The organism is Arthrobacter sp. MAHUQ-56 (genome assembly GCF_019710585.1).
Classification (GTDB): domain Bacteria; phylum Actinomycetota; class Actinomycetes; order Actinomycetales; family Micrococcaceae; genus Arthrobacter.
On record NZ_JAIFZQ010000016.1, the window covers coordinates 403959 to 425703 of the forward strand.

The 21745-nt window shown below is 66.5% G+C and carries 18 protein-coding genes and 1 tRNA gene; 13 read left to right on the forward strand and 6 right to left on the reverse strand.

Features of this window, described 5'->3' with window-relative positions; translation table 11 throughout:
• Positions 1 to 48: 48 nt before the first annotated feature.
• Both K4G53_RS09850 and K4G53_RS09855 read left to right on the forward strand, forming a co-directional pair.
• Positions 49 to 1332 carry an aromatic acid/H+ symport family MFS transporter gene (locus tag K4G53_RS09850; RefSeq protein ID WP_221385510.1) on the forward strand — a complete coding sequence of 428 codons (1284 nt, stop codon included), beginning with the start codon at positions 49 to 51 and terminating at the stop codon, positions 1330 to 1332.
• Positions 1325 to 2572: an FAD-dependent oxidoreductase gene (locus K4G53_RS09855; protein WP_221385511.1), complete on the forward strand. Its 1248-nt coding sequence runs from the start codon at positions 1325 to 1327 to the stop codon at positions 2570 to 2572. Before K4G53_RS09850 ends, K4G53_RS09855 begins: the two co-directional genes overlap by 8 nt.
• Positions 2573 to 2697: 125 nt before the next feature.
• Here K4G53_RS09855 and K4G53_RS09860 read toward each other — a convergent pair whose 3' ends face one another.
• A complete protein-coding gene (locus K4G53_RS09860; protein ID WP_221385512.1) occupies positions 2698 to 3750 on the reverse strand; it encodes a LacI family DNA-binding transcriptional regulator in 1053 nt (350 codons plus the stop codon).
• A 220-nt stretch (positions 3751 to 3970) separates the two neighbouring features.
• Between K4G53_RS09860 and K4G53_RS09865 the strand changes: the two genes are divergently transcribed.
• The 10 genes from K4G53_RS09865 to K4G53_RS09910 are packed head-to-tail and all read left to right on the forward strand — an operon-like array spanning position 3971 to position 16634.
• Complete coding sequence (locus K4G53_RS09865; protein WP_221385513.1) at positions 3971 to 5335, forward strand: ABC transporter substrate-binding protein; 1365 nt, start codon at positions 3971 to 3973, stop codon at positions 5333 to 5335.
• 6 nt (positions 5336 to 5341) lie between these two features.
• On the forward strand, positions 5342 to 6349 hold the full coding sequence (locus tag K4G53_RS09870) for a carbohydrate ABC transporter permease (protein ID WP_221385514.1): 1008 nt from the start codon (positions 5342 to 5344) through the stop codon (positions 6347 to 6349).
• A complete protein-coding gene (locus tag K4G53_RS09875) occupies positions 6346 to 7269 on the forward strand; it encodes a carbohydrate ABC transporter permease (protein WP_221385515.1) in 924 nt (307 codons plus the stop codon). The genes K4G53_RS09870 and K4G53_RS09875 overlap by 4 nt, the downstream gene beginning before the upstream one ends.
• Before the next feature lie 2 nt (positions 7270 to 7271).
• Positions 7272 to 8120: a sugar phosphate isomerase/epimerase gene (locus K4G53_RS09880; protein WP_221385516.1), complete on the forward strand. Its 849-nt coding sequence runs from the start codon at positions 7272 to 7274 to the stop codon at positions 8118 to 8120.
• Positions 8117 to 9280: a Gfo/Idh/MocA family protein gene (locus K4G53_RS09885; RefSeq protein ID WP_221385517.1), complete on the forward strand. Its 1164-nt coding sequence runs from the start codon at positions 8117 to 8119 to the stop codon at positions 9278 to 9280. Before K4G53_RS09880 ends, K4G53_RS09885 begins: the two co-directional genes overlap by 4 nt.
• Before the next feature lie 4 nt (positions 9281 to 9284).
• Complete coding sequence (locus K4G53_RS09890) at positions 9285 to 10190, forward strand: sugar phosphate isomerase/epimerase (protein WP_221385518.1); 906 nt, start codon at positions 9285 to 9287, stop codon at positions 10188 to 10190.
• A 3-nt stretch (positions 10191 to 10193) separates the two neighbouring features.
• Positions 10194 to 11597: a glucuronate isomerase gene (gene uxaC, locus K4G53_RS09895; RefSeq protein WP_221385519.1), complete on the forward strand. Its 1404-nt coding sequence runs from the start codon at positions 10194 to 10196 to the stop codon at positions 11595 to 11597.
• Between the two features lie 5 nt (positions 11598 to 11602).
• Positions 11603 to 13030, forward strand: coding sequence for a mannitol dehydrogenase family protein (locus K4G53_RS09900; RefSeq protein WP_308287859.1), 1428 nt, complete (start codon positions 11603 to 11605; stop codon positions 13028 to 13030).
• 36 nt (positions 13031 to 13066) lie between these two features.
• Positions 13067 to 14296, forward strand: coding sequence for a D-mannonate dehydratase ManD (gene manD / locus K4G53_RS09905; protein ID WP_221385520.1), 1230 nt, complete (start codon positions 13067 to 13069; stop codon positions 14294 to 14296).
• A 28-nt stretch (positions 14297 to 14324) separates the two neighbouring features.
• On the forward strand, positions 14325 to 16634 hold the full coding sequence (locus tag K4G53_RS09910; RefSeq protein ID WP_221385521.1) for a gluconokinase, GntK/IdnK-type: 2310 nt from the start codon (positions 14325 to 14327) through the stop codon (positions 16632 to 16634).
• A gap of 75 nt (positions 16635 to 16709) precedes the next feature.
• On the opposite strand, the gene K4G53_RS09915 is transcribed toward K4G53_RS09910, so the two are convergent.
• From K4G53_RS09915 to K4G53_RS09935, 5 genes are all read right to left on the reverse strand, one after another.
• On the reverse strand, positions 16710 to 17330 hold the full coding sequence (locus K4G53_RS09915; RefSeq protein WP_221385522.1) for a Rho termination factor N-terminal domain-containing protein: 621 nt from the start codon (positions 17328 to 17330) through the stop codon (positions 16710 to 16712).
• Positions 17331 to 17557: 227 nt separating this feature from the next.
• Complete coding sequence (locus K4G53_RS09920) at positions 17558 to 18415, reverse strand: alpha/beta hydrolase (protein WP_221385523.1); 858 nt, start codon at positions 18413 to 18415, stop codon at positions 17558 to 17560.
• A gap of 11 nt (positions 18416 to 18426) precedes the next feature.
• Complete coding sequence (locus K4G53_RS09925; RefSeq protein WP_221385524.1) at positions 18427 to 19329, reverse strand: CPBP family intramembrane glutamic endopeptidase; 903 nt, start codon at positions 19327 to 19329, stop codon at positions 18427 to 18429.
• Between the two features lie 116 nt (positions 19330 to 19445).
• Positions 19446 to 19787: a YciI family protein gene (locus K4G53_RS09930; RefSeq protein WP_221385525.1), complete on the reverse strand. Its 342-nt coding sequence runs from the start codon at positions 19785 to 19787 to the stop codon at positions 19446 to 19448.
• A gap of 162 nt (positions 19788 to 19949) precedes the next feature.
• Positions 19950 to 20039, reverse strand: a tRNA-Ser gene (locus tag K4G53_RS09935).
• Positions 20040 to 20201: 162 nt separating this feature from the next.
• Between K4G53_RS09935 and K4G53_RS09940 the strand changes: the two genes are divergently transcribed.
• On the forward strand, positions 20202 to 21722 hold the full coding sequence (locus K4G53_RS09940) for an HNH endonuclease signature motif containing protein (RefSeq protein WP_260323457.1): 1521 nt from the start codon (positions 20202 to 20204) through the stop codon (positions 21720 to 21722).
• Positions 21723 to 21745 lie beyond the last annotated feature (23 nt).

Below are 21745 nucleotides of genomic sequence, written 5' to 3' on the forward strand. Positions count from 1 at the left end.
GCCAGAATCTTATGGGCGCGACGGGCAGCGTGCCAGCACAGTGGTGGCATGAATCACACAACTTCCGCTGCAGCGCCGCAGCGTGCGGCCGCCCCCACTCCGGGCGCGGGCCGTTCCGGGTTTCCCCGGCATTCCGTGCTTGCCGTCCTGGTGTGCTGGCTGCTGGTCGTTTTCGATGGCTATGACCTGATTGTCTACGGCACAGTCCAGGCTTCGCTCATCAGCGATACCGGCTGGGGCCTGACCAAGGCCACGGCCGGAACCATCGGGTCGATGGCGTTCGTCGGCATGATGATCGGGGCGGTCTTCGCGGGCAGGATGTCCGATACCTGGGGCCGCCGCCGCACCATCGTCGGCTGCGCCGTCGTCTTCTCTGTCTTCACCATCCTGTGCGCTTTCGCCCCCAACGCACCGGTCTTCGGCGTCCTGAGGCTGCTGGCCGGCATCGGCCTGGGCGGGCTGGTGCCGTCCGCCAATGCCCTCGTGGCCGAACTGGTTCCGGAAAAATGGCGGTCCACCATCGCCACGCTCATGATGTCCGGCGTTCCCATCGGCGGTTCCATCGCAGCGCTGGTTGGCATCCCGCTCATTCCGGCGTTCGGCTGGCCCGTGATGTTCCTGGTGGCCGTGCTGGCCCTGGTGGTGGTGGTCCCGCTGGGCCTTCGCTACCTTCCCGAAACACTGCCATCCGGGCAGCCCGGTTCCGGAACCAGGGAACCCGTAGGTTTTGGCTCCCTGCTCCGGGCTCCGTTCGCAGGCGCCAGCGTCCTGTTCGCCATCGCCACCCTGGTGACCCTCTTCGCCTGGTACGGGCTGGGAACCTGGCTGCCCAACCTCATGCAGTTGGCCGGCTACAACCTGGGCTCCGCCCTGACCTTTGCCCTTGCACTCAACCTTGGCGCCGTGGCCGGCTCGGTGCTGACCGCGTGGGCGGGCACCAGGTTCGGCCCGATCCCGACGGCGATCGCGGCAGCGGCGGTGGCTGCCACCGCCCTGGTGGTCCTGGTGAGCGGGCCGCCCGTCGCCGTCGTCTACCTCATGCTGGTGCTCGCCGGCGTGGGGACGCACGGGACGCAGTGCCTGATCATCGCCGCCGTCGCCAGCCACTACCCGGCCCACCTTCGCGGCACCGCACTCGGCTGGGCGCTGGGCGTGGGCCGGATCGGCGCCGTGGCCGCACCGCAGGCGGGGGGACTCCTCCTCGCTGCGGGCCTGGGCGTCAATTCCAACTTCCTGGCATTTGCCGGAGCAGCCGCCGCAGCAGCAGTCCTGCTCGCAGCCATCGGCACCAAAATCAAGAAATCGACAGCAGTAGGAGTTTCCAATGTCTAACGTCAAAGAGTCCACCGATGTCCTCGTGGTGGGCGGCGGCATGGCCGGGCTGGCCGGAGCGCTGGCACTGCGCGAAAACGGCGCGGACGTCACACTGGTCGAGGTCGCGCCTGCGTTCGGTGAGGTGGGTGCCGGCCTGCAGATGGCACCCAACGCCTCCCGCGTCCTCAAGCGCTGGGGCCTGCTGGAGAAGGCACTCGAAATCGGCGTCCAGCCCAAGCACCTGGTGTTCCGCGACGCGGTCACCGGGGAGGAACTGACCCGCCAGACCCTCGGCGGCGAGTTCGAGGAGCGCTACGGTGCCCCGTACGTCGTGATCCACCGCAGCGACCTGCACCGGATCCTGCTTGAGGCCTGCCAGGCGGCCGGGGTCACCCTGGTGAACGACGTCCTGGTCCAGAAGGTGGAAACCGAGGGGGAGAAGGCCCGCGCCTACACCGCCAAGGGCGAGGTGTTCGAGGCTGATGCCGTCCTGGCCGCGGACGGGCTGAAGTCCACGCTGCGTGCCGGCGTCGCCAACGACGGTCCCGTCTCCTCGGCCTACGTGGCCTACCGCGGAACCGTGCCGATTACGCCGGAGACGCCGGCCGCCGACCTCGAGGACGTCATCGTCTACCTCGGACCGAACTGCCACCTGGTGCAGTACCCGCTGCGCAAGGGCGAGCTGCTGAATACCGTGGCTGTCTTCAAGTCCGCGTCCTTTGAACGCGGTGAAGAGCAGTACGGTGGCGTTGACGAGCTGGAGGCCGCTTACGCCGGCTGCGTCCCGGCCGTGCAGGAAGCACTGAAGAACCTTGCCACCGGCATCCGCTGGCCCATGTACGACCGCGATCCCATCGAAAACTGGGTTGCGGGCCGGATGGCGCTGATCGGCGACGCCGCCCACCCGATGCTGCAGTACCTGGCCCAGGGCGCGTGCCAGGCGCTGGAGGACGCCGCCGTGCTCCAGGACGCCACCCGCAGCCGCGTCTTCACGCCCGAAGGCATCGACGCCGGCGCCTGGGAAGCCGCCTTCCAGGAGTTCAACGAGACCCGCGCCGCCCGCACTGCCCGGGTCCAGCGCACCGCCCGGATCTGGGGCGAGTCCTGGCACGTGGACGGCGTGGCCCGCGTCCTGCGGAACATGCTGTTCAAGAGCCGCGGCGACAACAACTTCCAGTACAACGACTGGCTGTACGGCCGCGAGGAGCCCGGCGTTCCCGCCGAAGTTCCGGCCGGCGCCAAGCTCGTGGAAGCCTAAGTACCGCTTTAAGGGGCGGGCGTACGACGGCGGGTGGCTCCCGCCGTCGTACGCCCGCCTTTTGCATGGCTTGGCACCGGCCGAGCTTGCGAGGTCAGGGTGCCGGTGGGGAGCCGTGGATTGGGCTAGGCCGGGGCGGGGCCGGTGGACTCCCGGATGGTCAGGTGGGTGGGCATGACCGCCAACTGCCGGCTGGCGTTTCCGGACAGCGGGTTGAGCTGGGCCAGCAGCATGGACACCGCCACCCTGCCGGCCTGTTCTATCGGGCTGGAGATGGTGGTCAGCGGGGGATTGCAGAAATCGGCACCGAAAATGTCATCCGATCCGATGATGCTCATGTCCTCAGGGACCCTGATGCCACGGGCTTTCAGGCGCTGGAGCATGCCGATGGCCAGCAGGTCGTTGAAGACAATGCAGCCTGTGGCGCCGGTCCGGACCGCGGCGTCCGCGGCGGCGGCTCCCGAGGTCGTCTTGGGGGCGTAGGGGCCGATCCGGTGGACCTCCATGCCGCGCTTGGTTGCATCCTCCTCGAAGACCTTCCACCGCATCTGGTTCGACCAGGAAGTGGGCGGGCCGGCGACGTAGCAGACCTTGTGATGTCCCAGCGAGGCAAGATGCTCCAGGGCCTGGATGATGGCGGACGGCGTATCGATCATGACCGTGGGGGCGCTGGTGGACGCCCGGTTGAACGTCACCAGGGGCTGTGACTGCGAAACCTCCGCCAACTGTGCGTCCGTCAGGCGCGAGGCGGCAAGGATGAACCCGTCGGCGGACTTGCGCATTTTGTGCAGCGCATCCAGCTCCATCTCGCTTGACTCCTCGGTGTCCACCAGGAGCTGGGTGACGCCTGCGGCTTTGAGCTGGTGCTGGGTGCCGCGGATGATATCGAAGTAGAACGGGTTGGTGATGTCGGGAACCAGGACCGCCACGGCATTGGTCCGTCCCGAGCTCAGTCCCTGTGCCTGGGAGCTCGGTACGTAGTTCAGTTCCGCTGCCGCCTCTTCGATCCGGGCCCTTGTGCGTGGGTTGACCCGCTCCGGGCGCGAAAGTGCCCGTGACACCGTGGACGTTGCCACTCCTGCCAGTTCCGCGACGTCCCGGATGGTTGGGTGGCGCTCCCGCTGGGCGCCCGCGCCACTCCCGGCCGCGGTTGACGCCTTGGTTGCTGGGTCTGCCATCGCTGCGGACCTTTCCTCGCGGACCGGCTGGGCCGGCCAAATGGGGTGTCCGGGGCTGCCCGCCACGGATACCTGATGCATCAATATGAGCATTTATGGCAACTTTTGGCAACCGCTTGCCACACGCTTGCCAGCTTCCTAGACTGGCATTCGAGTCGCCTGCAGTGATTTCCGCCACAGGACGGATGTGGCCATGTGGGTGTCCTAGAGGAGAAAAACAATGAGGTTTAAATCGACTACTGGGCTTGCGGCGATCGTCACGGCTGCAGCGCTCGCCTTGACCGGTTGTGGATCCGGAGGCTCCGGAACCGGCGGCGGAGGTTCAACCAACGCCGATGGGAAAGTGGACGGCACAGGCAAGACGCTCAACGTCCTGGTGGGTGTCCTGCCGCAGTATCCCGAGCAGCAGAAGCAGTGGCAGAGCGACATCGCCGCGAAGTTCAAGGCCGAGACCGGGGCGGACGTCAAGTTTGAAACCTTCGCTTCGGCCAACGATGAGCTCACCCGCATCCAGACTTCTGTAGTGTCAGGCCAGGGCCCGGATATCTACGGGCTGGGCACTACCTTCACTCCCACGGCCTATGCCACCAAGGCCTTCGTCACCCTCTCCGAGGACGACTGGAAGAAAGTGGGCGGCAAGGACCGCTTCAACCAGGCCGCGCTCGGCATTTCCGGCCCGGACAAGGACCACCAGGCAGGCATCCCCTTCGTCAGCCGCCCATTCGTGATGGCCTACAACAAGGACATCCTGGCCGCTGCCGGCATCGACAAGCCTGCCACCAGCTGGGACGAACTGGCGGCGCAGGCCAAGAAGATGACCAACGGCGACACCTACGGCATCGCCACCGGCTACAAGGACAACTACGATCCCTGGAAGTTCATCTGGGCCATGTCCGTGCAGGCCGGCAACCCGCTGGTCGACGGAAACAAGCTGAAGATGGACGATCCCGCCGTGAAGAAGGCGTACCAGACCTACTTCGGGTGGCTGACCGAGGACAAAGTCGTTGACCCCGCCTCTGTCGGCTGGAGCAACAGCAACGCCGTGGCCGCCTTCGCCAGCGGCAAGGCCGGCTACCTGATGATGACCACTGCCACCTCTATCCCCACGCTCGATAAGTCGGCCATTGCCGGCAAATACGAGTACACCCTGATGCCCACCATCGCCCCCGGTGAGACGCAGTCCAAGTCCGACTCCGAGGCAGCCAGCATCCTCTCGGGCGACAACCTGGTGGTCGCGGACTACTCCAAGCAGAAGGACCTGGCCTTCGCCTACATCAAGCTGATCACCTCCAAGGAAGAGCAGCTGAACTACCAGAAGACCTTCGGTGACCTTCCGGCCAACGCCGAAGCCCTCGCCAGCCTGACGGACCCCAAGCTCAAGCCAATGGCTGACGCCGCCGCCAAGTCCAAGGCCACGCCCTTCACCGGTGCCTGGGGCGACATCCAGCTTGCCCTCCTCAACGTCACCGTCCAGTCCGTCCCGGACCTGGCGGCCGGAAAGGTGGACGAGTCCGCCCTCGAATCAAGGATCAAGGACGCCCAGAACAAGGGCCAGGCTTCCCTGGACCGGGCCTCCAAGGGATAAGTTCCGATGTCAACCGACGCCTCACATGAAGTCCGGCCTGCGGCGGATACCGCCGCAGGCCGGGCGCCCCGGAACGACGACGCCGGGCAGCAGCCGGGCCACAAGGGCGGACTCCGCCGCAAGGGCCTGAGCGAACGCAACCGCCCGCTCTGGATGCTCATCCCCGGCGGGGCCCTGATGATCATCATCATCGTGGTCCCGCTCCTGCTGGGCATCTACATGTCCGCCCTCAACCTGGACCAGTACACCCTCCGGAAGTGGATCAGCTCGCCGTTCATCGGCGTGGAAAACTTCGTCGAAGCGGTAACCGATTCCCCACTGCTGCACGCCGTCTGGCTGAGCGTCAGCTATTCGCTGCTCGCCATGGTGGTGACGTTGCCCCTGGGCATCGCCGCCGCGGTGGCCACCCAGAACGCCTTCAAGGGCCGGGCATTGATCCGCTCGGTCTTCCTCATCCCGTATGTCCTCCCGTCCTTCGTGGTGGCAACCGTCTGGCGGACCATGCTCCAGCCCGGCGGGATCGTGGACGAGGCCCTTGCCACCGTGGGGATCCACGTTGGGCTGTGGCTTAACGGCCCCCAGACCTTCTGGACGCTGGTCCTGGTCCAGATCTGGGCCTCCTGGCCGTTCATCTACCTCCTGGCACTCTCCGGGCTCCAGTCCGTTGACCACGAAGTGCACGAAGCCTCGGCACTGGATGGGGCGCTGTGGTGGAACAAGCTGCGGTACGTGATCTTCCCCTACCTGAAGGGCCCACTGGCGCTGGCCTTCCTGATCGGCATGCTGCACCACATCAACAACTTCACCCTGCCGTTCGTGCTGTTCGGCGTCCCGGCCCCGGCCGACGTCGAAGTCCTGCCCATCCTGACCTACGTGACCAGCTTCCAGAGCTTCCGCTTCGGGCTGAGCGCGGCGATGGCCTTCATCTCCCTGGTGCTCATCGCCATCCCGCTGTTCGTCTACCTCCGCGCCGTGAAGCTTGACGACGCCGAAACACCAGGAGCCAAGAAATGAGCACCACGACAGCCACACGGCACCGTGCGCCCACGACAGACATTCCGCGTCCGGGTTCACACCGCCAGCACGAGGTGCTGCGGCTGCTCCCGAACCCGCTGCTGATCTTCGTCCTGTTGTTCCTGGGCGCCATGGTCCTGATTCCGTTGCTGTACATCTTCCTGGCCTCCCTGAACTCGGACATCGGCGTAGCCAACGGCGAGTTCTGGCCGTCCACGGTCACGTTCGAGAACTACTCGAAGATCTGGACCAGCGTTGGCCTGGCCACCGGCCTGACCAACAGCGTGCTGGTGGCGGGCGCAACCGCTGTGGTCTCCGCCGCGATGTCAGTCTCCACCGCCTTCGTGCTGGTCCGCTACACCTTCCGCGGCAGGCTGACCATCCTGCGGGGCCTCCTGGCACTGCAGTCCGTTCCGGGCACCCTGATGGTGCTGCCCGTGTTCGTCCTGTTCTCCTCGGCGGCGACGTACCTCGGCATCCAGGTCATCGGAACCCAATGGGGCTTGTTCGTCACCTACCTGACCTTCGCCATGCCGTTCTCCACCTGGGTGATGGTCACCTACCTCCGCGGGCTTCCCAAGGAACTCGAAGAGGCAGCAAGGATCGACGGCGCGTCCAACCTGGGAGTGCTCTTCCGCATCATCCTGCCGCTGAGCTGGCCCGGGATCGTTGTCTCCGGCATCTTCGCGTTCCTGCTCGGCTGGAACGACGTGCTGTTCGCCTCGGTGATGACGCGCCCCGAAAGCCAGACCGCCGCCGTCGCCCTCCAAATCTTCGGCGCTTCGCAGGAAGGCGGCGCGATCCCGTACTACGGCCAGATGATGGCGGCGGCGCTGGTGTGCGCCGCTCCCGTGGTCATTCTTTACCTGATTTTCCAGCGTTACCTAGTAGGCGGGCTGACCGCCGGAGGAGTTAAATAACCATGGTTTCGACCACCTCGGTCACCTGGCAGCTGTCAGGCTTCGGCGACGAGATCGACGACGACCCCGCAGTCCAGATCGCAGTGCTGCAGGCCCTCGGCGCCAACCACATCGAAGTCCGCAGCGCCTGGGGCACCAACATCGTGGACCTCAGCGACGAACAGCTCCAGGCCCTCGCGTCCCTCCTGGCGGAGAAAGGCATGAAGGTCTCGGCCATCGCTTCCCCTATCGGGAAGGTGGATGTCAGCCTCCCCGTGGAGCACGAGGTGGAGCGGCTGCGCCGGGCGGTCAATGCCGCCAAGGTGCTGGGCGCCAAGTACATCCGGATCTTCTCCTTCTATTACGGGGAATCAGTGCAGGTGGAAAGCATCCGGGACGACGTCATGGAACGCATGCGGGCCCTGGCCGATGTTGCCGAGGAAGCCGGCGTGATCCTGCTGCATGAGAACGAGAAGGACATCTTCGGGGACACCCCCGACCGCGTTCTGGACATCATCGAGACCGTCAACTCGCCCGCCTTGAAGGTGGCCTGGGATGCCGCGAACTTCGTCCAGGTGGGCGTGAAGCCCTTCGACGAAGGCTACGCGAAACTCCGCCCGCACCTGGAGTACCTCCAGGTCAAGGACGCCCTCTTTTCCAATGGCCACGTGAAGCCCGCCGGTGAAGGCGACGGAGACGTGCTCAAGACCGTGGAGGCCCTCAAGAACGACGGCTACCAAGGATTCGCTTCCCTTGAACCGCATCTCGCCGGAGCCCACGGGCTGGGCGGATTCTCCGGCCCCACCGCCTTCGGCATCGCAGCACGCGCCTTCGCAAAAGTCACCGCAGAAGCAGGAGTCCAGACCGCATGAGCACCCTTAACGTAGCCATCACCGGATGCGGAACCATCGGCCGTACGCACGCCGTTGCCCTGCGGGAGTTCCCGGACGTCCGCATCGTGGCCCTGGTGGATGCCATTCCCGAGGCGGCCGAAGCGCTCGCCGACTTCATCGAGAAGCAGGGCGGCGAGCGGCCAGCCCTTTACACCACCCAGGCGGACGCCTTCGCTGCCGAGGACATCCACCTCGTGGCCCTGGCCACCCCCAGCGGCCTGCACATCCAGCAGAGCCTGGAGGTCCTCGCCGCCGGCAAGCACGTGGTGATCGAAAAGCCCCTCGACGTCGACCTCAGCCGCGCGCAGGAAATCGAAGCCGCCGCCAAGGAGGCAGCCAGCAAGGGCATCGTCGCCTCGGTCATCAGCCAGCACCGGTTCGACCAGGCCAGCGTCGCCGTCTCCACGGCCATCGCCAACGGCCGCTTCGGCAAACTGACCTCGGCCATCGCCTCCGTTGCCTGGTGGCGCAGCCAGGGGTACTACGACTCCGGCGACTGGCGCGGCACCTGGGCCATGGACGGTGGCGGCGCGCTGATGAACCAGGGCGTCCACACCGTGGACCTCCTCCTGTGGTTCATGGGCCGGCCCGTGGAAATCTTTGCGCACACGGCGCGGCTCGCCCACGAACGGATCGAGGTGGAGGACACGGCCGTAGCCACCGTCACCTTCGAAAACGGCGGCCTGGCGGTCCTGCACGCCACCACCGCCGCCTACCCGGGGCTGACCGTCCGCGTTCAGCTGATGGGATCCGAAGGTTCGGCGGTGGTGGACAACGACCGCCTGCAGTACTTCCACAGCAGCGACGCTGGCGGCGCGTCCGCGGACATGGGCCTCCAGGGCGGGGGCAACCAAGCGGAACAGGAACTGGCCAAGTACCCGGAGGAGGACTACAAAGCGGCCGACCCCACGGTTTACCCCGCGGGCCATGTCCGGCAGTACCGGGACATCCTGGCCGCCGTCGCGGGCGGAAAACAGCCAGGCGTCACCGTCAGCGACGCCGTCAACGCCCTCGCCGCTGTGCGGTCCGTTTACGTCTCAGCCACCCTCGGCCAGCCCGTCCTCTTCGAGGATGTCCTGGCCGGCAAGTACAACGACCTCGAAGTCCGCACCGGCAGCACCGCGGCAGAAAGCGCCTGAGGCCATGAAGTTTTCAGTATTTACGGCATCAACCCCCGAATGGACCCCCGAAGAGGCAGTGGAACACCTCGCCGCCCAGGGCTGGGACGGCGTCGAATGGCGCATCACCGATCAGGCCGACGCCGCCGAGCCGGGCTTCTGGGCCGGCAACAGGGCCACGGTCCCGCTCACCGGCATGGAAGAGAACCTGCAGCGCATCGCCGCCATCACCGCTGACGCCGGCCTGGAGTTCTCCGGCATCGGCGGGTACGCGCGGTGCGACAACCACGCGGACGTGGACCGGATGCTGGCCGCCACCGCCGCGCTGGGTGCGGGCCAGGTCCGCGTGACCACGCCACCGCTGGGCACCGCTGCCTGGGGTAACGAACCGGCCAGCGGCACGCCCTACCCGGAGCTCTTCGAGGGAGCCCGCCGCGACTTTGAGTGGATCGCCGAACGGGCAGCCCACCATGGCGTGAAGGCCCTCGTGGAGCTGCACCACCGCACCATCACCGCTTCGGCATCCTCCGCGCTTCGCCTGCTGGACGGGCTGGATCCCCGCCACGTGGGGGTCATCCACGACCTGGGCAACCTGCTGATCGAAGGCCAGGAGGACTACCTCCCGGCGTTCGAGCTCCTCGGCGACTACCTGGCGCACGTGCACGTCAAGAACGCCGTGTGGGTCGACAGCGGCGAGACCGACGAATCCGGCGCCGCCATATACCGCAACGAGTGGGCCCCGCTTCGCTCGGGCCAAGGCAGCGTGCTGCAGTACTTCAAGGCGCTCGCCGCCTTCGGCTACGACGGCTGGGTGACCGTGGAGGACTTCTCCACGGAGCTGCCACTGGCCGAGCGCACGGCAGGCAACCTCGACTACCTCCGCTCCACCGCGGCCCTGGCAGGGCTCTCCGTCGCGGCCGGGAGGCGTTGAGCCATGGCAAAGCCGATAGCGGACCACCCGGACCGGCTGCTGCCGGCCGACCCCGGGGTCCGGGAGATCGCCCGTTCTCTCTTCAAGAAGGTAGAGGCGCTCCCCATCATTTCCCCGCACGGGCACGTGGATGCGGCGGTCATCGAAAAGAACACGCCCTTTCCTGACCCGGCCGCGCTGCTGGTCACCCCGGACCACTACGTCACCCGGCTGATCCACGCCGGCGGGGTACCCCTGGACCAGCTGGGGCTCGGCAGCCAGCCCGCAGGTTCGCGGGAGGTGTGGCGGCATTTCTGCGAGGCCTGGCCCAATTTCGAAGGAACGGCATCCGGGTACTGGATCCGGCAGGAGTTCGCGCACGTGTTCGGCCTGGCGGAGGAGCCCTCTGCCGATAATGCCGACCGGCTCTACGATGCCCTGCAGGCCAAGCTGTCGGAGCCAGGTTTCCGGCCGCGGGAACTGTTCAAGGAGTTCAACATCGAGGTGCTCGCCACCACCGATGACCCCTTGGATTCCCTGGACAGCCACGCCGCCCTGCACTCGGACCCCTCCTTTGCCGGCCGCGTGCTGCCCACCTTCAGGCCGGACCAGTACCTGAACATGGCGCATCCGGCGTGGCAGGACAACGTGGAGCGCCTCATCGGTTCCGCCGGGGACGGAGCGTCCGGCTACGCAGGCTACATCCGGGCCCTTGAGGCGCGCCGGCGCCACTTTGTGGAGCGCGGCGCTGTCTCCGCGGACCACGGCGTCTTCACGCCCGCCACGCTGAAGCTGGACGACGCCGAGGCGGAGCGCCTTTTCGAGCGCGGCAGGACGGGCCAGGCAAGTGCCGCCGACCGGGACGCCTTCGAGGCGCACATGATCTACCAGATGGCCCGGATGTCGGTGGAGGACGGATTGGTCATGACCATCCACCCGGGCTCGTTCCGCAACCACCATTCGCCCACCTTCGAGGCTTTCGGCGCCGACACCGGCCATGACATTCCGGTGGCGGTCAACTACACCGAGGCCGTCCGCCCGCTGCTGCAGGACTTCGGAACGGCCAAGGACTTCCACCTGGTCCTGTTCACGCTTGACGAGACGGTGTTCTCCCGGGAGCTCGCCCCGCTGGCAGGCTTCTACCCCTCGGTGTACCTCGGTGCACCGTGGTGGTTCCTGGACGCGCCGGATGCCATGCTCCGCTTCCGTTCGGCGGTCACGGAGACGGCAGGATTCTCCCGGTCCTCGGGCTTCATCGATGACACCCGGGCGTTCTGCTCCATCCCGGCCCGCCACGATACCGCCCGGCGGATCGAGGCTTCCTTCCTGGCACGGCTGGTGGCCGAGCACCGGATTACCGAGGAGCGTGCCCACGAACTGATCGTGGACATCATCGACGCCTCTCCGCGGCGGGTGTTCAAGCTGTGAACGCCGTGCCGCCTGCAAAGCACCCGGTTCCGGCCCTGGACCGGAAGCTGAAGCCACTGCCGAAGCCCCCGGTGCGCATCGTGCACCTTGGGCTGGGAGCTTTTCACCGCTCCCACCAGGCCTGGTATACGCAGCAGGCTCCGGACGCGGCGGAATGGGGGATCGCAGCATTTACCGGCCGCCGCCCGGATGCTGCGGAGGCGCTGTCCCGCCAGGACTGCCTCTACACACTCATTGAGCGGTCGGCCGGCGGGGACAGCTTCGAAGTCATCGGCAGCATCGTGGAAGCAGTGGACGGCGCCGACGTTGGCCGGCTGTGCGAGCTTCTCGCCGCCGGGCAGACGGCAATCGTTACGTTGACCATCACCGAGGCGGCCTACGGGCTGGCCGCGGATGGAACGTTCGACGCCGGGGCGCCGGGTGTGGTGGAAGACCTGCGGACGCTTGCGGCGGCTGCAGCCGGGGAGGCCGGGGTGCCCGGCACGCCTTTGGGGCGGCTGGTGCTGGCCCTCGCCCGGCGCCGGGACAGCGGCGCGGGACCGATCGCCGTCGTCAGCTGTGACAACCTTTCAGCCAACGGCGAGGTGGCGCGCCGCGCCGTCCTGGGCCTGGCGTCGGCCTGGGGACAGGACCTGGCGGAGTGGATTACAGCGAACGTCAGTTTCGTCAGCACCTCGGTGGACAGGATCACGCCGCGGACCACGGAGTCGGACATCGCCGAAGTCGCCGAACAGTGCGGCTACAGCGACAACTCGCCCGTAGTGGCCGAACCGTTCCGGAACTGGGTGCTGAGCGGCGGTTTCCCTGCCGGGAGGCCGCGCTGGGAGGAAGCTGGCGCCGTCGTCGTTGACGATATTGAACCCTACGAGAACCGCAAGCTGTGGCTGCTCAACGGCGCCCACTCGATGCTCGCCTACGCCGGCCAGCTCCGTGGCCACGCGACCGTTGCCGACGCCCTGGCCGATCCGGCCTGCCGCAAAGCCGTGGAGGATTTCTGGGACGAAGCCGCCCGGCACCTGCAGGCGGAGGGGCTGGACATCCCTGCATACCGGCAGGCACTGCTGGAGCGCTTCGGCAACGCCCGGATCGCCCACCGCCTGGCCCAGATCGCGGCGGACGCAACCACCAAGCTGCGGATGCGCGCAGTACCGGCCCTGACTGCGGAACGGGCCGCCGGCCGCAGCGGCTCGGGCAGCGCACTGATGATCGCCGCATGGATCGACTACGTCGGTGCCACCAGCGACTTCCAGGACCCCCTCGCCGCCGGGATCCACGCCGCCAACGCGCTCGAGGGCAACGACAGGGCGGAAGCCCTGCTCCGCCTTGTCAGCGCCGCCCTCGCAGACGACGCCGAGATCGTTTCCATGGTCGGGGCGCTCTGCGGCTCCTTCGCAGCGCCCACGGCGGTTTCCGCCACAACGACACATCCTTAGACCCCGCTTTTACGTCCGGAAGGAACAGTTTCTCCCATGAAAATCATTGCCGCCGATGTGTTTGTGACCAGCCCGTCGCGGAACTTCGTCACGCTGCGGATCACCACCGAGGATGGTGTGACAGGTATCGGTGACGCCACCCTGAACGGCCGTGAGCTCGCCGTTGCCGCCTACCTGAAGGAGCATGTGGCGCAGCTGCTGATCGGCAAGGACCCGCACCGGATCGAGGATACGTGGCAGTTCCTGTACCGGAGCGCGTACTGGCGGCGTGGGCCGGTGACCATGGCGGCGATCGCCGCGGTGGACATGGCCTTGTGGGACATCAAGGGCAAGCTGGCGGGGATGCCGGTGTACCAGCTCCTCGGCGGTGCATCGCGCAACGGGCTGCGGGCCTACGGGCACGCCTCCGGCGCGGACATCCCGTCCCTGTTCGATTCCGTGCGCGAGCACCTGGAGCTCGGGTACAAGTCCATCCGGATCCAGACCGCCGTACCGGGGATCAAGGCCCTGTACGGCGTGGCGGCGCAGGCCCAGGCGTCGGGGGAACGGTATGACTACGAGCCTGCCGGGCGTGGTGCGTTCCCGGTGGAAGAGGACTGGGATACCCGCGCTTACCTGCGGCACCTGCCAAGCGTGTTCGAGGCCGTCCGGAACGAGTTCGGCCCGGAGATCCCGCTGCTGCACGACGGGCACCACCGGATGACGCCCATCCAGGCCGCCAAGCTCGGCAAGGCCCTGGAACCGTATGACCTGTTCTGGCTCGAGGACTGCACTCCGGCGGAGAACCAGGAGGGCCTGCGCCTGGTCCGCCAGCACACCACCACGCCGCTGGCCATCGGTGAAATCTTCAACACCGTGTGGGACTACCAGACCCTGATCAAGGAGCAGCTGATCGACTACGTCCGCGCGGCCTCCACCCACTTCGGCGGGATCAGCCCGCTGAAGAAGGTCATGGACTTCGCCGCGCAGTACCAGATCAAGTCCGGCTTCCACGGCCCCACCGACATCTCCCCGGTGGGCTTCGCCGCGCAGCTGCACGTGGGCCTGGCGATCCACAATTACGGCATCCAGGAATACATGCAGCACTCGGACAAGACCAACGAAGTCTTCCAGCAGTCCATGACGTTCGTCGACGGTTACCTCCACCCGGGCAACAACCCGGGCATCGGCGTCGAATTCAACGAAGAAGCCGCCGCGGCCTACCCGTACCAGCAGGCCTACCTGCCCTACAACCGCCTCGTCGACGGCACGGTGCACGACTGGTGAGACAGGCACGACTGGTGAGGAACAGGCTATGACGAAGCCCCGCATCATCGTCATGGGGGTCTCCGGCTGCGGCAAGACCACCATCGGTGATCTTGTGGCCCGCGAACTCGGGATTCCGTTCATCGACGGCGACGCGCTCCACCCGGTGGAGAACGTGGCCAAGATGGCTGCCGGCACGCCTCTGACGGACGAAGACCGCTGGCCCTGGCTGGCGATCGTCGGCCGTGAACTGGCTGCCGCCGGGGACGGCGGGATGGTGCTCGCCTGCTCCGCGCTGCGCCGCACCTACCGCGATGCCATCCGCGAGCAGGCGCCGGACACCATCTTCCTGCACCTGAACGGGAGCAAGGAGGTCCTGAAGGCCCGCACCGAAGGACGGACCGGGCACTTCATGCCGCCAGCGCTGCTGGAATCCCAGCTCGCCACCCTCGAACCGCTGCAGGACGATGAGCGCGGGGTGGTGGTGGACATCGCCGCGCCCGTCGCGGACGTCGTGGCCGCGGCTCTCGAGGGGATTGCCGCCGTCGTACGGCGCACCTCGGACACTGCCGCCCCGGACGCTGCCGCCCCGGGCGGGCAGCGCACACGTGCCCGGCAGTTCGACGTCGACCTTGCCGCCCCGCCGTTCAACCTCGACGGCGACGCCATCGCCTGGGTGGAGGGCACGATTGGTGGCATGACGCTCGAGGAGAAGATCGGGCAGCTGTTCATCAACCACAACAACGACTACTCCCCGGAGTACCTGGACGGCGTGCTGGAGAACTTCCACGTGGGCGGGATGCGGTACCGCCCCGGGCCGTCCGCGGCTGTCCAGGAACACATCCGCTATGTGCAATCCCGGTCGCGGATTCCGCTGCTGATTGCGTCCAACCCGGAAATGGGCGGCGCCGGCAGCTGCGACGACGGGACGTTCGTGTGTACGCACCTGCAGGCCGGCTCGCACCCGGACAAGGACATCGCCCGGCAGATGGGGCAGGTGGCCGGGGTGGAAACCGCAGCGCTGGGCTGCAACTGGGCGTTCGCGCCCATCGTGGACATCCACTACAACTGGCGGAACACGGTCATCTCCACGCGTTCCTTCGGCAATACGCCGGAGGTGGTGGTGGAGCGGGCGAAGGAGTATTTCAACGGGATCAGCGAGTCCGCCACCGTGTGCGCCATCAAGCATTTCCCCGGAGATGGCGTGGATGAGCGGGACCAGCACGTGGTGACGTCCTACAACACTTTTTCCTTTGAGGAGTGGGACCGGACGTACGGGCATGTGTACCGGGAGATGATCGCGCACGGCGTGCAGTCCATCATGGTGGGGCACATCGGCGCGCCGGAGGTGTCCCGGCACTTCCGGCCCGGCCTCACCGACGCGGAGATCCTGCCCGCGACGTTGTCTCCGGAGCTGCTGCAGGACCTGCTGCGCGGGGAGCTGGGGTTCAACGGGCTGGTGCTCACGGATGCTTCGCAGATGGTGGGGCTCACGCAGGCGATGAAGCGCAGGGACCTGGTGCCTGCCACGATCGCCGCAGGGTGTGACATGTTCCTGTTCTTCCGCAACCCTGCCGAGGACTTCCAGTACATGCTGGACGGGTACAAGTCCGGGATCATCACCGAGCAGCGGCTGCATGATGCGCTGCGGCGGATCCTCGGGCTCAAGGCATCGCTGGGCCTGCACCGCCGGTCCCGGGATGAGCTGGTACCGCCCGCCTCGGCGCTTTCCATCATCGGCTCCGCTGGGCACCGGGCGATTGCTGCCGACATCGCGGATAAGACGGTGACGCTGGTCAAGGACACTGCCGGGAACCTGCCCATTACCCCGTCCACCCACCCTCGTGTCCGGTTGTACGGGATTTCAGGCGGGGCCGACTTCACCCGCGCCGATCCGCTGGCGTACCTGGAGGTGGTCAAGGAGGAACTGGAGGCCGCCGGGTTCGAGGTGCACCTGTTCCGCACGGCAGAGCAGCGCGAAGCCGCGGGGGAGGCCGGGATGAACTTTCTGCGGGTCCTGGCAGAGGAAGCCACCGGTGACTACGCGGAGAAGTACGACGCTGCGTTCGTCTTTGCCAACGTCAAGGGCTTCGCGCAGGAGGCAGCTATCCGGATCAAGTGGTCCTCACCGATGGCGGCGGAGATCCCCTGGTACGTCACCGAGGTGCCCACCGTGTTCGTGTCCCTGAACCAGCCGAACCACCTGATCGACGTGCCGATGGTCAAAACCGCCATCCACGCCCACGCGGGAACGCGGGAGGCCATTCGGGCTGCCGTGGACAAGATCCAGGGCAAATCGGAGTTCCAGGGAACGTTCAACGACAACGTGTTCTGCGGGTCCTTCGACACCAGGCTTTAGGAGCTCTACGGAAGGAGGCGCCACCGCAGCTGCGGTGGCGCCTCCTTGGTGCTGAGGACCCAGGCCTGGGTTTCCTTATGCGTCTTCGCGGTCAGGGTTCTCCAGCCGGAAGAAGTTGGACTGGCTCCCGTCGGTCCGCTGTTCCTGGTAGATGAAGTTGAGGCCGCGGTCGTCGAAGGTCTTGAACCATTCCTCCCAGCTCACTTCGCGCAGGTTGGCGTCCTTGTCGCGGAAATCGATGCGCAGGACGCCCAGATGGTCGCCGTGTTCCGTGCCGTCGACCGTTGCCGGGACGCCACCGCGTTCTTCCGCCCACTGCCGGATCACTTCGTGGTGCGTGGTTGCCAGGCTGCGGCCTTCGCGCTCCGGTTCCTCCTCGGTGGAGGTGATTTCCTGCGAGTACTTCAACGACTTGGACGATTCATCGCCATAGCGGACCTTGCCGCCGTCGGGGCCGGCGCCCAAGTCCTCCGGGTCCTTTGCGCCAGAGCGGGAACTCTCGTTCCGGCCGCCGTCGTGGCCCTCCTGCCGGGCAGCGGCCACCTCCTTCACCAGTTCTTCCTTGCGCATGCCGGAGGCACCGGAGATGTGTTCCTCCTTCGCTTCCCGGCGGAGCTCGTCCACTTTCATGTTGCGCAGTTCGGTTTCACTCACATCGGGAGTGTTCGGTGTCTGGTTACCCGGCTTTTCACTCATGGAATGTCCTCCTTTGTCAGCCAGTAAATAATAAGGTTGCTTACTTTTCTACCGGTGGCCACACCCGGCGTCAAGCACTGCGAGGATTTGCACGGGAGCTCGTCCGGCGCCGGGAAGCGTCTAAGGGCCCAGAGCCTCCCGGGCCGATCATGATCGGTGCCCAGTGGCATCGAGGGTGCCATGGTTCAGCCGTTCCGCCTGTGCGACAGGATTGCCCGTCCCGGAGGTCACGCCAGCGCCTGCTCCAGCCACTGCACGTAGCGGCCTGGTTCGAGCAGCGCCGCCGTGTGCCCGGAGAGGCCCATTGAGATGGTCCGCACCGGCCGTCCCAGCAACCGCTCCAGCCGGGGAATGTCATTGGTTGCCTGGGTGCGGTCGTTTTCCGCCCGCAGAATGACGACGTCCCCGGTCCAGCTTTGGAAACTCCCGGGGCGTACCAGCTGCGTCCTGGCCACGTCTGACGCGACGGCAAAATGGGACACCATGTCCGCGCGGGTCAGTTCATGCCGGACAATGCGGCGAAGAGCTGCGGACCACTGGCCGTCCGGATCGGATGTGCTGGGGAGCAGTCCCCTAAGGCCTGCGAGCAGCAGGGCTGCGGGCAGCCGTTTCGGCAGCACCCGGGCCGCGGCGGCGGCCAGGGACAGGACCGGAGCCCAGGGCCTGCCGTAGTCGGCCGGCCCGCTGCTGGAGAGCACCAGCCGGCGGATCCGCTCCGGATGGGCAGCGAGGAATGCCTGGGCGAGCAGCCCTCCATAGGACTGTCCCACGAGGTCGCAACGCTCAATCCCTTCCGCGCGCAGGATCGCCGAGACGCCGTCGTCGATCTCGGCGAAATGGGTTACGGGAGGATAGTCCGGGGCCAGCACTTTATGGTTGGCCCCGAGCCGCTCAAGGAAGTCGTAGCCCAAAGCTGCCCGGCGCAGGCCGCCGGTGAGCCAGAGCACCGGCGGTCCCTCGCCCAGGCGCAGGTACCGCCAGTGGACGTTCCCGACCATAAGCTCGCGGCCGTGGATCGCGGCGAAACGCTGTGCTGCCGCCAGAACCGGCTTTCCACGCTGCCGCCGGGGGAGCGATTCGCCCATGCCCAATCCCCTCATTCACCGGCCAATGCGTTCTTGGGAAACCTTGCTTTGCCCATTCGGCTGGCTTTGACCGAGGAAACGACGGCGACAATCGCCCAGAACGCGGCACCCCAGGTCAGCGCCGGTACGACGACGGCAATCCCGGACCCGGTGCCGGACGCCATAAAGGAATTGATGAACGCACCAGTGGAGAGGACCGCGTGCATCAACATCGCCACGGGGAGGCTCCCCGTCCGGTCGTATATCCACACCATCAGCACCCTGTACGGGGGGAGCCACGCAAAGAGGAACACGGCGACAACGAGAGGCGCAGGTATGGCCCCCGAAGGGTCAGCGCTCCCGGCGAACATGGGGTAGTGCCAGGCTCCCCACATCAGGCCCATCAGCAAGCCGGTGGATAGGGCGCGGTAACGCCGCCGAAGATGCAGGGTGGCAAACCCTGTCCACCCCAATTCTTCGAGGATGCCGACCATGAGTCCGACCGCGGTCCCGGCCGCGACGATGGATATTAGCTCGCCCGTTGTGCGGAGCGGCGCGTAGTAACCCGGAAATGCGTATGAGACTGCGGCTGCGGTTGCACTCATGACGACAGGGCCGGTCAGGAGCGCCACCGCATACCAGCGTGCGCCGGCGCGCCATCGACGGAGGCGAATGCCAAGGTCCCGGAGGCCTGCCCTCCCGTACAGAAACCTCGTGAGCAGGAGGGACGCGACAGCCGGACCCAGCGGGCCCAGTGTCACTGCAATCCACATGGACACCGGTCCGGCTCCCATGATGGCCGCCACCATACCCCAGGAAATGAGGAAGGCCAGCGCATAATAGGCAGGCATCGGGTGGCGCCTGATGAACGCTGCAAATCCGCTGCGGGCGGCGCCCGGAACAAGCGGCACGCCAGGCTGTGGCTGCGTCGTCATTGTGAATCCTCCTGCCCTGCCCGACGGTCGCATTCACTGCGCCGGGAGCCAGTAGAAAGCCCTCTCCTCAAGCATGGTCGCGCCGGATTCCGGCAAGTAGGGGCTTTTGGCAGGATCTAGCTGGCTGGGTCGAACTGGAAAGCGCGCACCTCCTGGGCGCAACGGCACGCGGTGGCAATCTTTGCGGCCCATTCCAGGGCTGCGTCGTAGGAAGGCAGCTCCAGTACCGAATATCCGCCTTCGAGCTGCGCCGTCTGCGGGTAGGTGCCCTCGCTTACAGTCCCATCACCCTCGACCATGACTGGCGGGATGCTCTCATCAATACCTCCGCCGAACACCCAGACGCCGGCGTCCTTGGCCTCCTGGACCACAGCATGCGCAGCATCCGAAACGGCTGGCAATTCCTCGCTCGTGACAGCCATGGCGGCGCTCGGGAACGAAATCAAATATTTGGTCATCGCTTCGACTCCTTCTTTGCAGCACGGGGGACTGCGTTCATCCTCGTGGATGCCGTCCTGTCCCGCAATCATGCCGCGCGGCCGCGCTACCCGCATGACCGTCGCCGGGCAAAGCAAAAGGTCCTGCTTTTCCTTTTTCAGGAAAAGCAGGACCTTTCTACGTGGCGGTGACGGTGGGATTTGAACCCACGTTGGCTGTTACACCAAACAACATTTCGAGTGTTGCACCTTCGGCCGCTCGGACACGTCACCAACCTCAATAGGGTACCGGAGCGAGGCCTACATCCCCAAAACGTGGCTGGCCCAGGCACTTTTTCCGAGGGGTTCTGCAGGGATTGCCCTTGCATGCCGGCTCAGGGTGGCTGCGACCGGAGGCAAACTCAAAATGTCAGACCCCCGTTGGATGATGTTCGTATGGGAATCAGCAGGGGCGCAGTGAGCGGTTCAGGGACGGCGATGGAGGGTTTTCGCGCCTCTGTCGCTGCGCTTGATGCGCTGTTCCTGGAGGAGGCTGCGCTTGCTTCTGCTGGCGCTGATGGCCGTGGCGCTGCTGTTGCCGATGTGGATGTGTTGCAGCGGCAGTACGGGATCCGGCTGGATCGGCTGGCCGGCTATTCGAAGCTGGAGGCAATGATCGCCGCCGCTAAAGCCCAGGACGCGGCCGAATCCATCCGGATCCAGCAGGCCATGACCCCGCCGGACGCGTCCGTGCCGGAACGCACCTACGCGGAAATGTCCGCGGTGGAGGAGATCGCCGGCGTCCTGACCATCAGCTCCGCGGCAGCCGGGGCTTTCGTCCACCAGGCGCAGCAGGTCTGCTCGCTGCCGCCGGTCATGGAGGCTTTGTCTTCCGGGGCGGTGTCGTGGCAGCACGCGAAGGTCGTCGTGGATGAAACCGAGGGCCTGAGCCCTGCCGGGGCGGCGTCCCTGGTGGCGCACTTCTTCGACCCCGGAGCCCCGAACCCTGCCCGCGGCGCCGCCCCCGGCGAGCTCGTCCCGTCACGGTTCCGGGCCAAGGCCCGTACCTGGCGCGAACGCCACCACCCCGAATCGATCGAAGAACGCCACGCCAAAAGCGCCGCCGACCGGCGGATGGAATACCGGCCCGACAAAGACGGCATGGCCCGGGTGACGCTCTACCTGCCCGGTGACACCGCCTCCGCGATCTGGAACCGCACCACCGCCACCGCCCGCGGCCTCCAAGGACCCGACGAACCCCGTACCCTCACCCAACTCCGCCCCGACATCGCCGCCAGCCTGCTCCTCGGCGCCGGAACCATCAACTCCGGCGACACCGGCTCCGGCTCCGGCTCCGGCTACGGCGATGGCAGTTCCCCGCAACCAGGAACCACGGCCCTCGGCCAGGTTCCCGTCCCGAGGGCTGATGTGCTGGTGATGGTTCCGGTGCTATCCCTCCTTGGCCTCACCGAGGAACCCGCCATCCTCGACGGCCACGGACCGATCCCCGCCTCCATGGCACGGCGGCTGGTCGCAGACGGGGCGGACTCCTTCTACCGCGTCCTCGTCGACCCCCGCGACGGGGCACCCCTGGAAATCGGCCGCAGAAGCTACCGGCTCCCCGAGACAATCAAACGCTGGATCAGGATGCGCGACGGCAAGTGCACCTTCCCCGGTTGCACCAACCGATCACTGGACAACGAATCCGACCACCTCACCGCTTGGCACAACGGCGGCGAAACCGGCGCTTCCAACTTGGGACAGCTCTGCCCCAAGCACCACCGGCTCAAACACACCAGCGGCTGGACCCCCACCCCCGCCACCATCAACGAACCACCCGGCTGGACCTCACCCACCGGCCGCACCTACACAGCCGAACAACACGACAGAGAACCAACCCACTGGCCCCCGGGGATACTGCCAGGGGAACGAAGCCTCCTGGAAGAAGCACTGCTCAAGCACCTCGCCGTGTGCTGACGGCGCTCCTAGTACCGCGACAT

What these genes read in the sequence shown, in the direction of transcription:
- K4G53_RS09880 (WP_221385516.1), top strand. Translation starts at nt 7,272, where the DNA reads ATGGTTTCGACCACCTCGGTCACCTGGCAGCTGTCAGGCTTCGGCGAC.
- K4G53_RS09910 (WP_221385521.1), top strand. Translation starts at nt 14,325, where the DNA reads ATGACGAAGCCCCGCATCATCGTCATGGGGGTCTCCGGCTGCGGCAAG.
- K4G53_RS09875 (WP_221385515.1), top strand. Translation starts at nt 6,346, where the DNA reads ATGAGCACCACGACAGCCACACGGCACCGTGCGCCCACGACAGACATT.
- K4G53_RS09865 (WP_221385513.1), top strand. Translation starts at nt 3,971, where the DNA reads ATGAGGTTTAAATCGACTACTGGGCTTGCGGCGATCGTCACGGCTGCA.
- K4G53_RS09855 (WP_221385511.1), top strand. Translation starts at nt 1,325, where the DNA reads ATGTCTAACGTCAAAGAGTCCACCGATGTCCTCGTGGTGGGCGGCGGC.
- K4G53_RS09915 (WP_221385522.1), bottom strand. Translation starts at nt 17,330, where the DNA reads ATGAGTGAAAAGCCGGGTAACCAGACACCGAACACTCCCGATGTGAGT.
- K4G53_RS09885 (WP_221385517.1), top strand. Translation starts at nt 8,117, where the DNA reads ATGAGCACCCTTAACGTAGCCATCACCGGATGCGGAACCATCGGCCGT.
- K4G53_RS09925 (WP_221385524.1), bottom strand. Translation starts at nt 19,329, where the DNA reads ATGACGACGCAGCCACAGCCTGGCGTGCCGCTTGTTCCGGGCGCCGCC.
- K4G53_RS09860 (WP_221385512.1), bottom strand. Translation starts at nt 3,750, where the DNA reads ATGGCAGACCCAGCAACCAAGGCGTCAACCGCGGCCGGGAGTGGCGCG.
- K4G53_RS09870 (WP_221385514.1), top strand. Translation starts at nt 5,342, where the DNA reads ATGTCAACCGACGCCTCACATGAAGTCCGGCCTGCGGCGGATACCGCC.
- K4G53_RS09920 (WP_221385523.1), bottom strand. Translation starts at nt 18,415, where the DNA reads ATGGGCGAATCGCTCCCCCGGCGGCAGCGTGGAAAGCCGGTTCTGGCG.
- uxaC (WP_221385519.1), top strand. Translation starts at nt 10,194, where the DNA reads ATGGCAAAGCCGATAGCGGACCACCCGGACCGGCTGCTGCCGGCCGAC.
- K4G53_RS09850 (WP_221385510.1), top strand. Translation starts at nt 49, where the DNA reads ATGAATCACACAACTTCCGCTGCAGCGCCGCAGCGTGCGGCCGCCCCC.
- manD (WP_221385520.1), top strand. Translation starts at nt 13,067, where the DNA reads ATGAAAATCATTGCCGCCGATGTGTTTGTGACCAGCCCGTCGCGGAAC.
- K4G53_RS09890 (WP_221385518.1), top strand. Translation starts at nt 9,285, where the DNA reads ATGAAGTTTTCAGTATTTACGGCATCAACCCCCGAATGGACCCCCGAA.
- K4G53_RS09940 (WP_260323457.1), top strand. Translation starts at nt 20,202, where the DNA reads ATGGGAATCAGCAGGGGCGCAGTGAGCGGTTCAGGGACGGCGATGGAG.
- K4G53_RS09930 (WP_221385525.1), bottom strand. Translation starts at nt 19,787, where the DNA reads ATGACCAAATATTTGATTTCGTTCCCGAGCGCCGCCATGGCTGTCACG.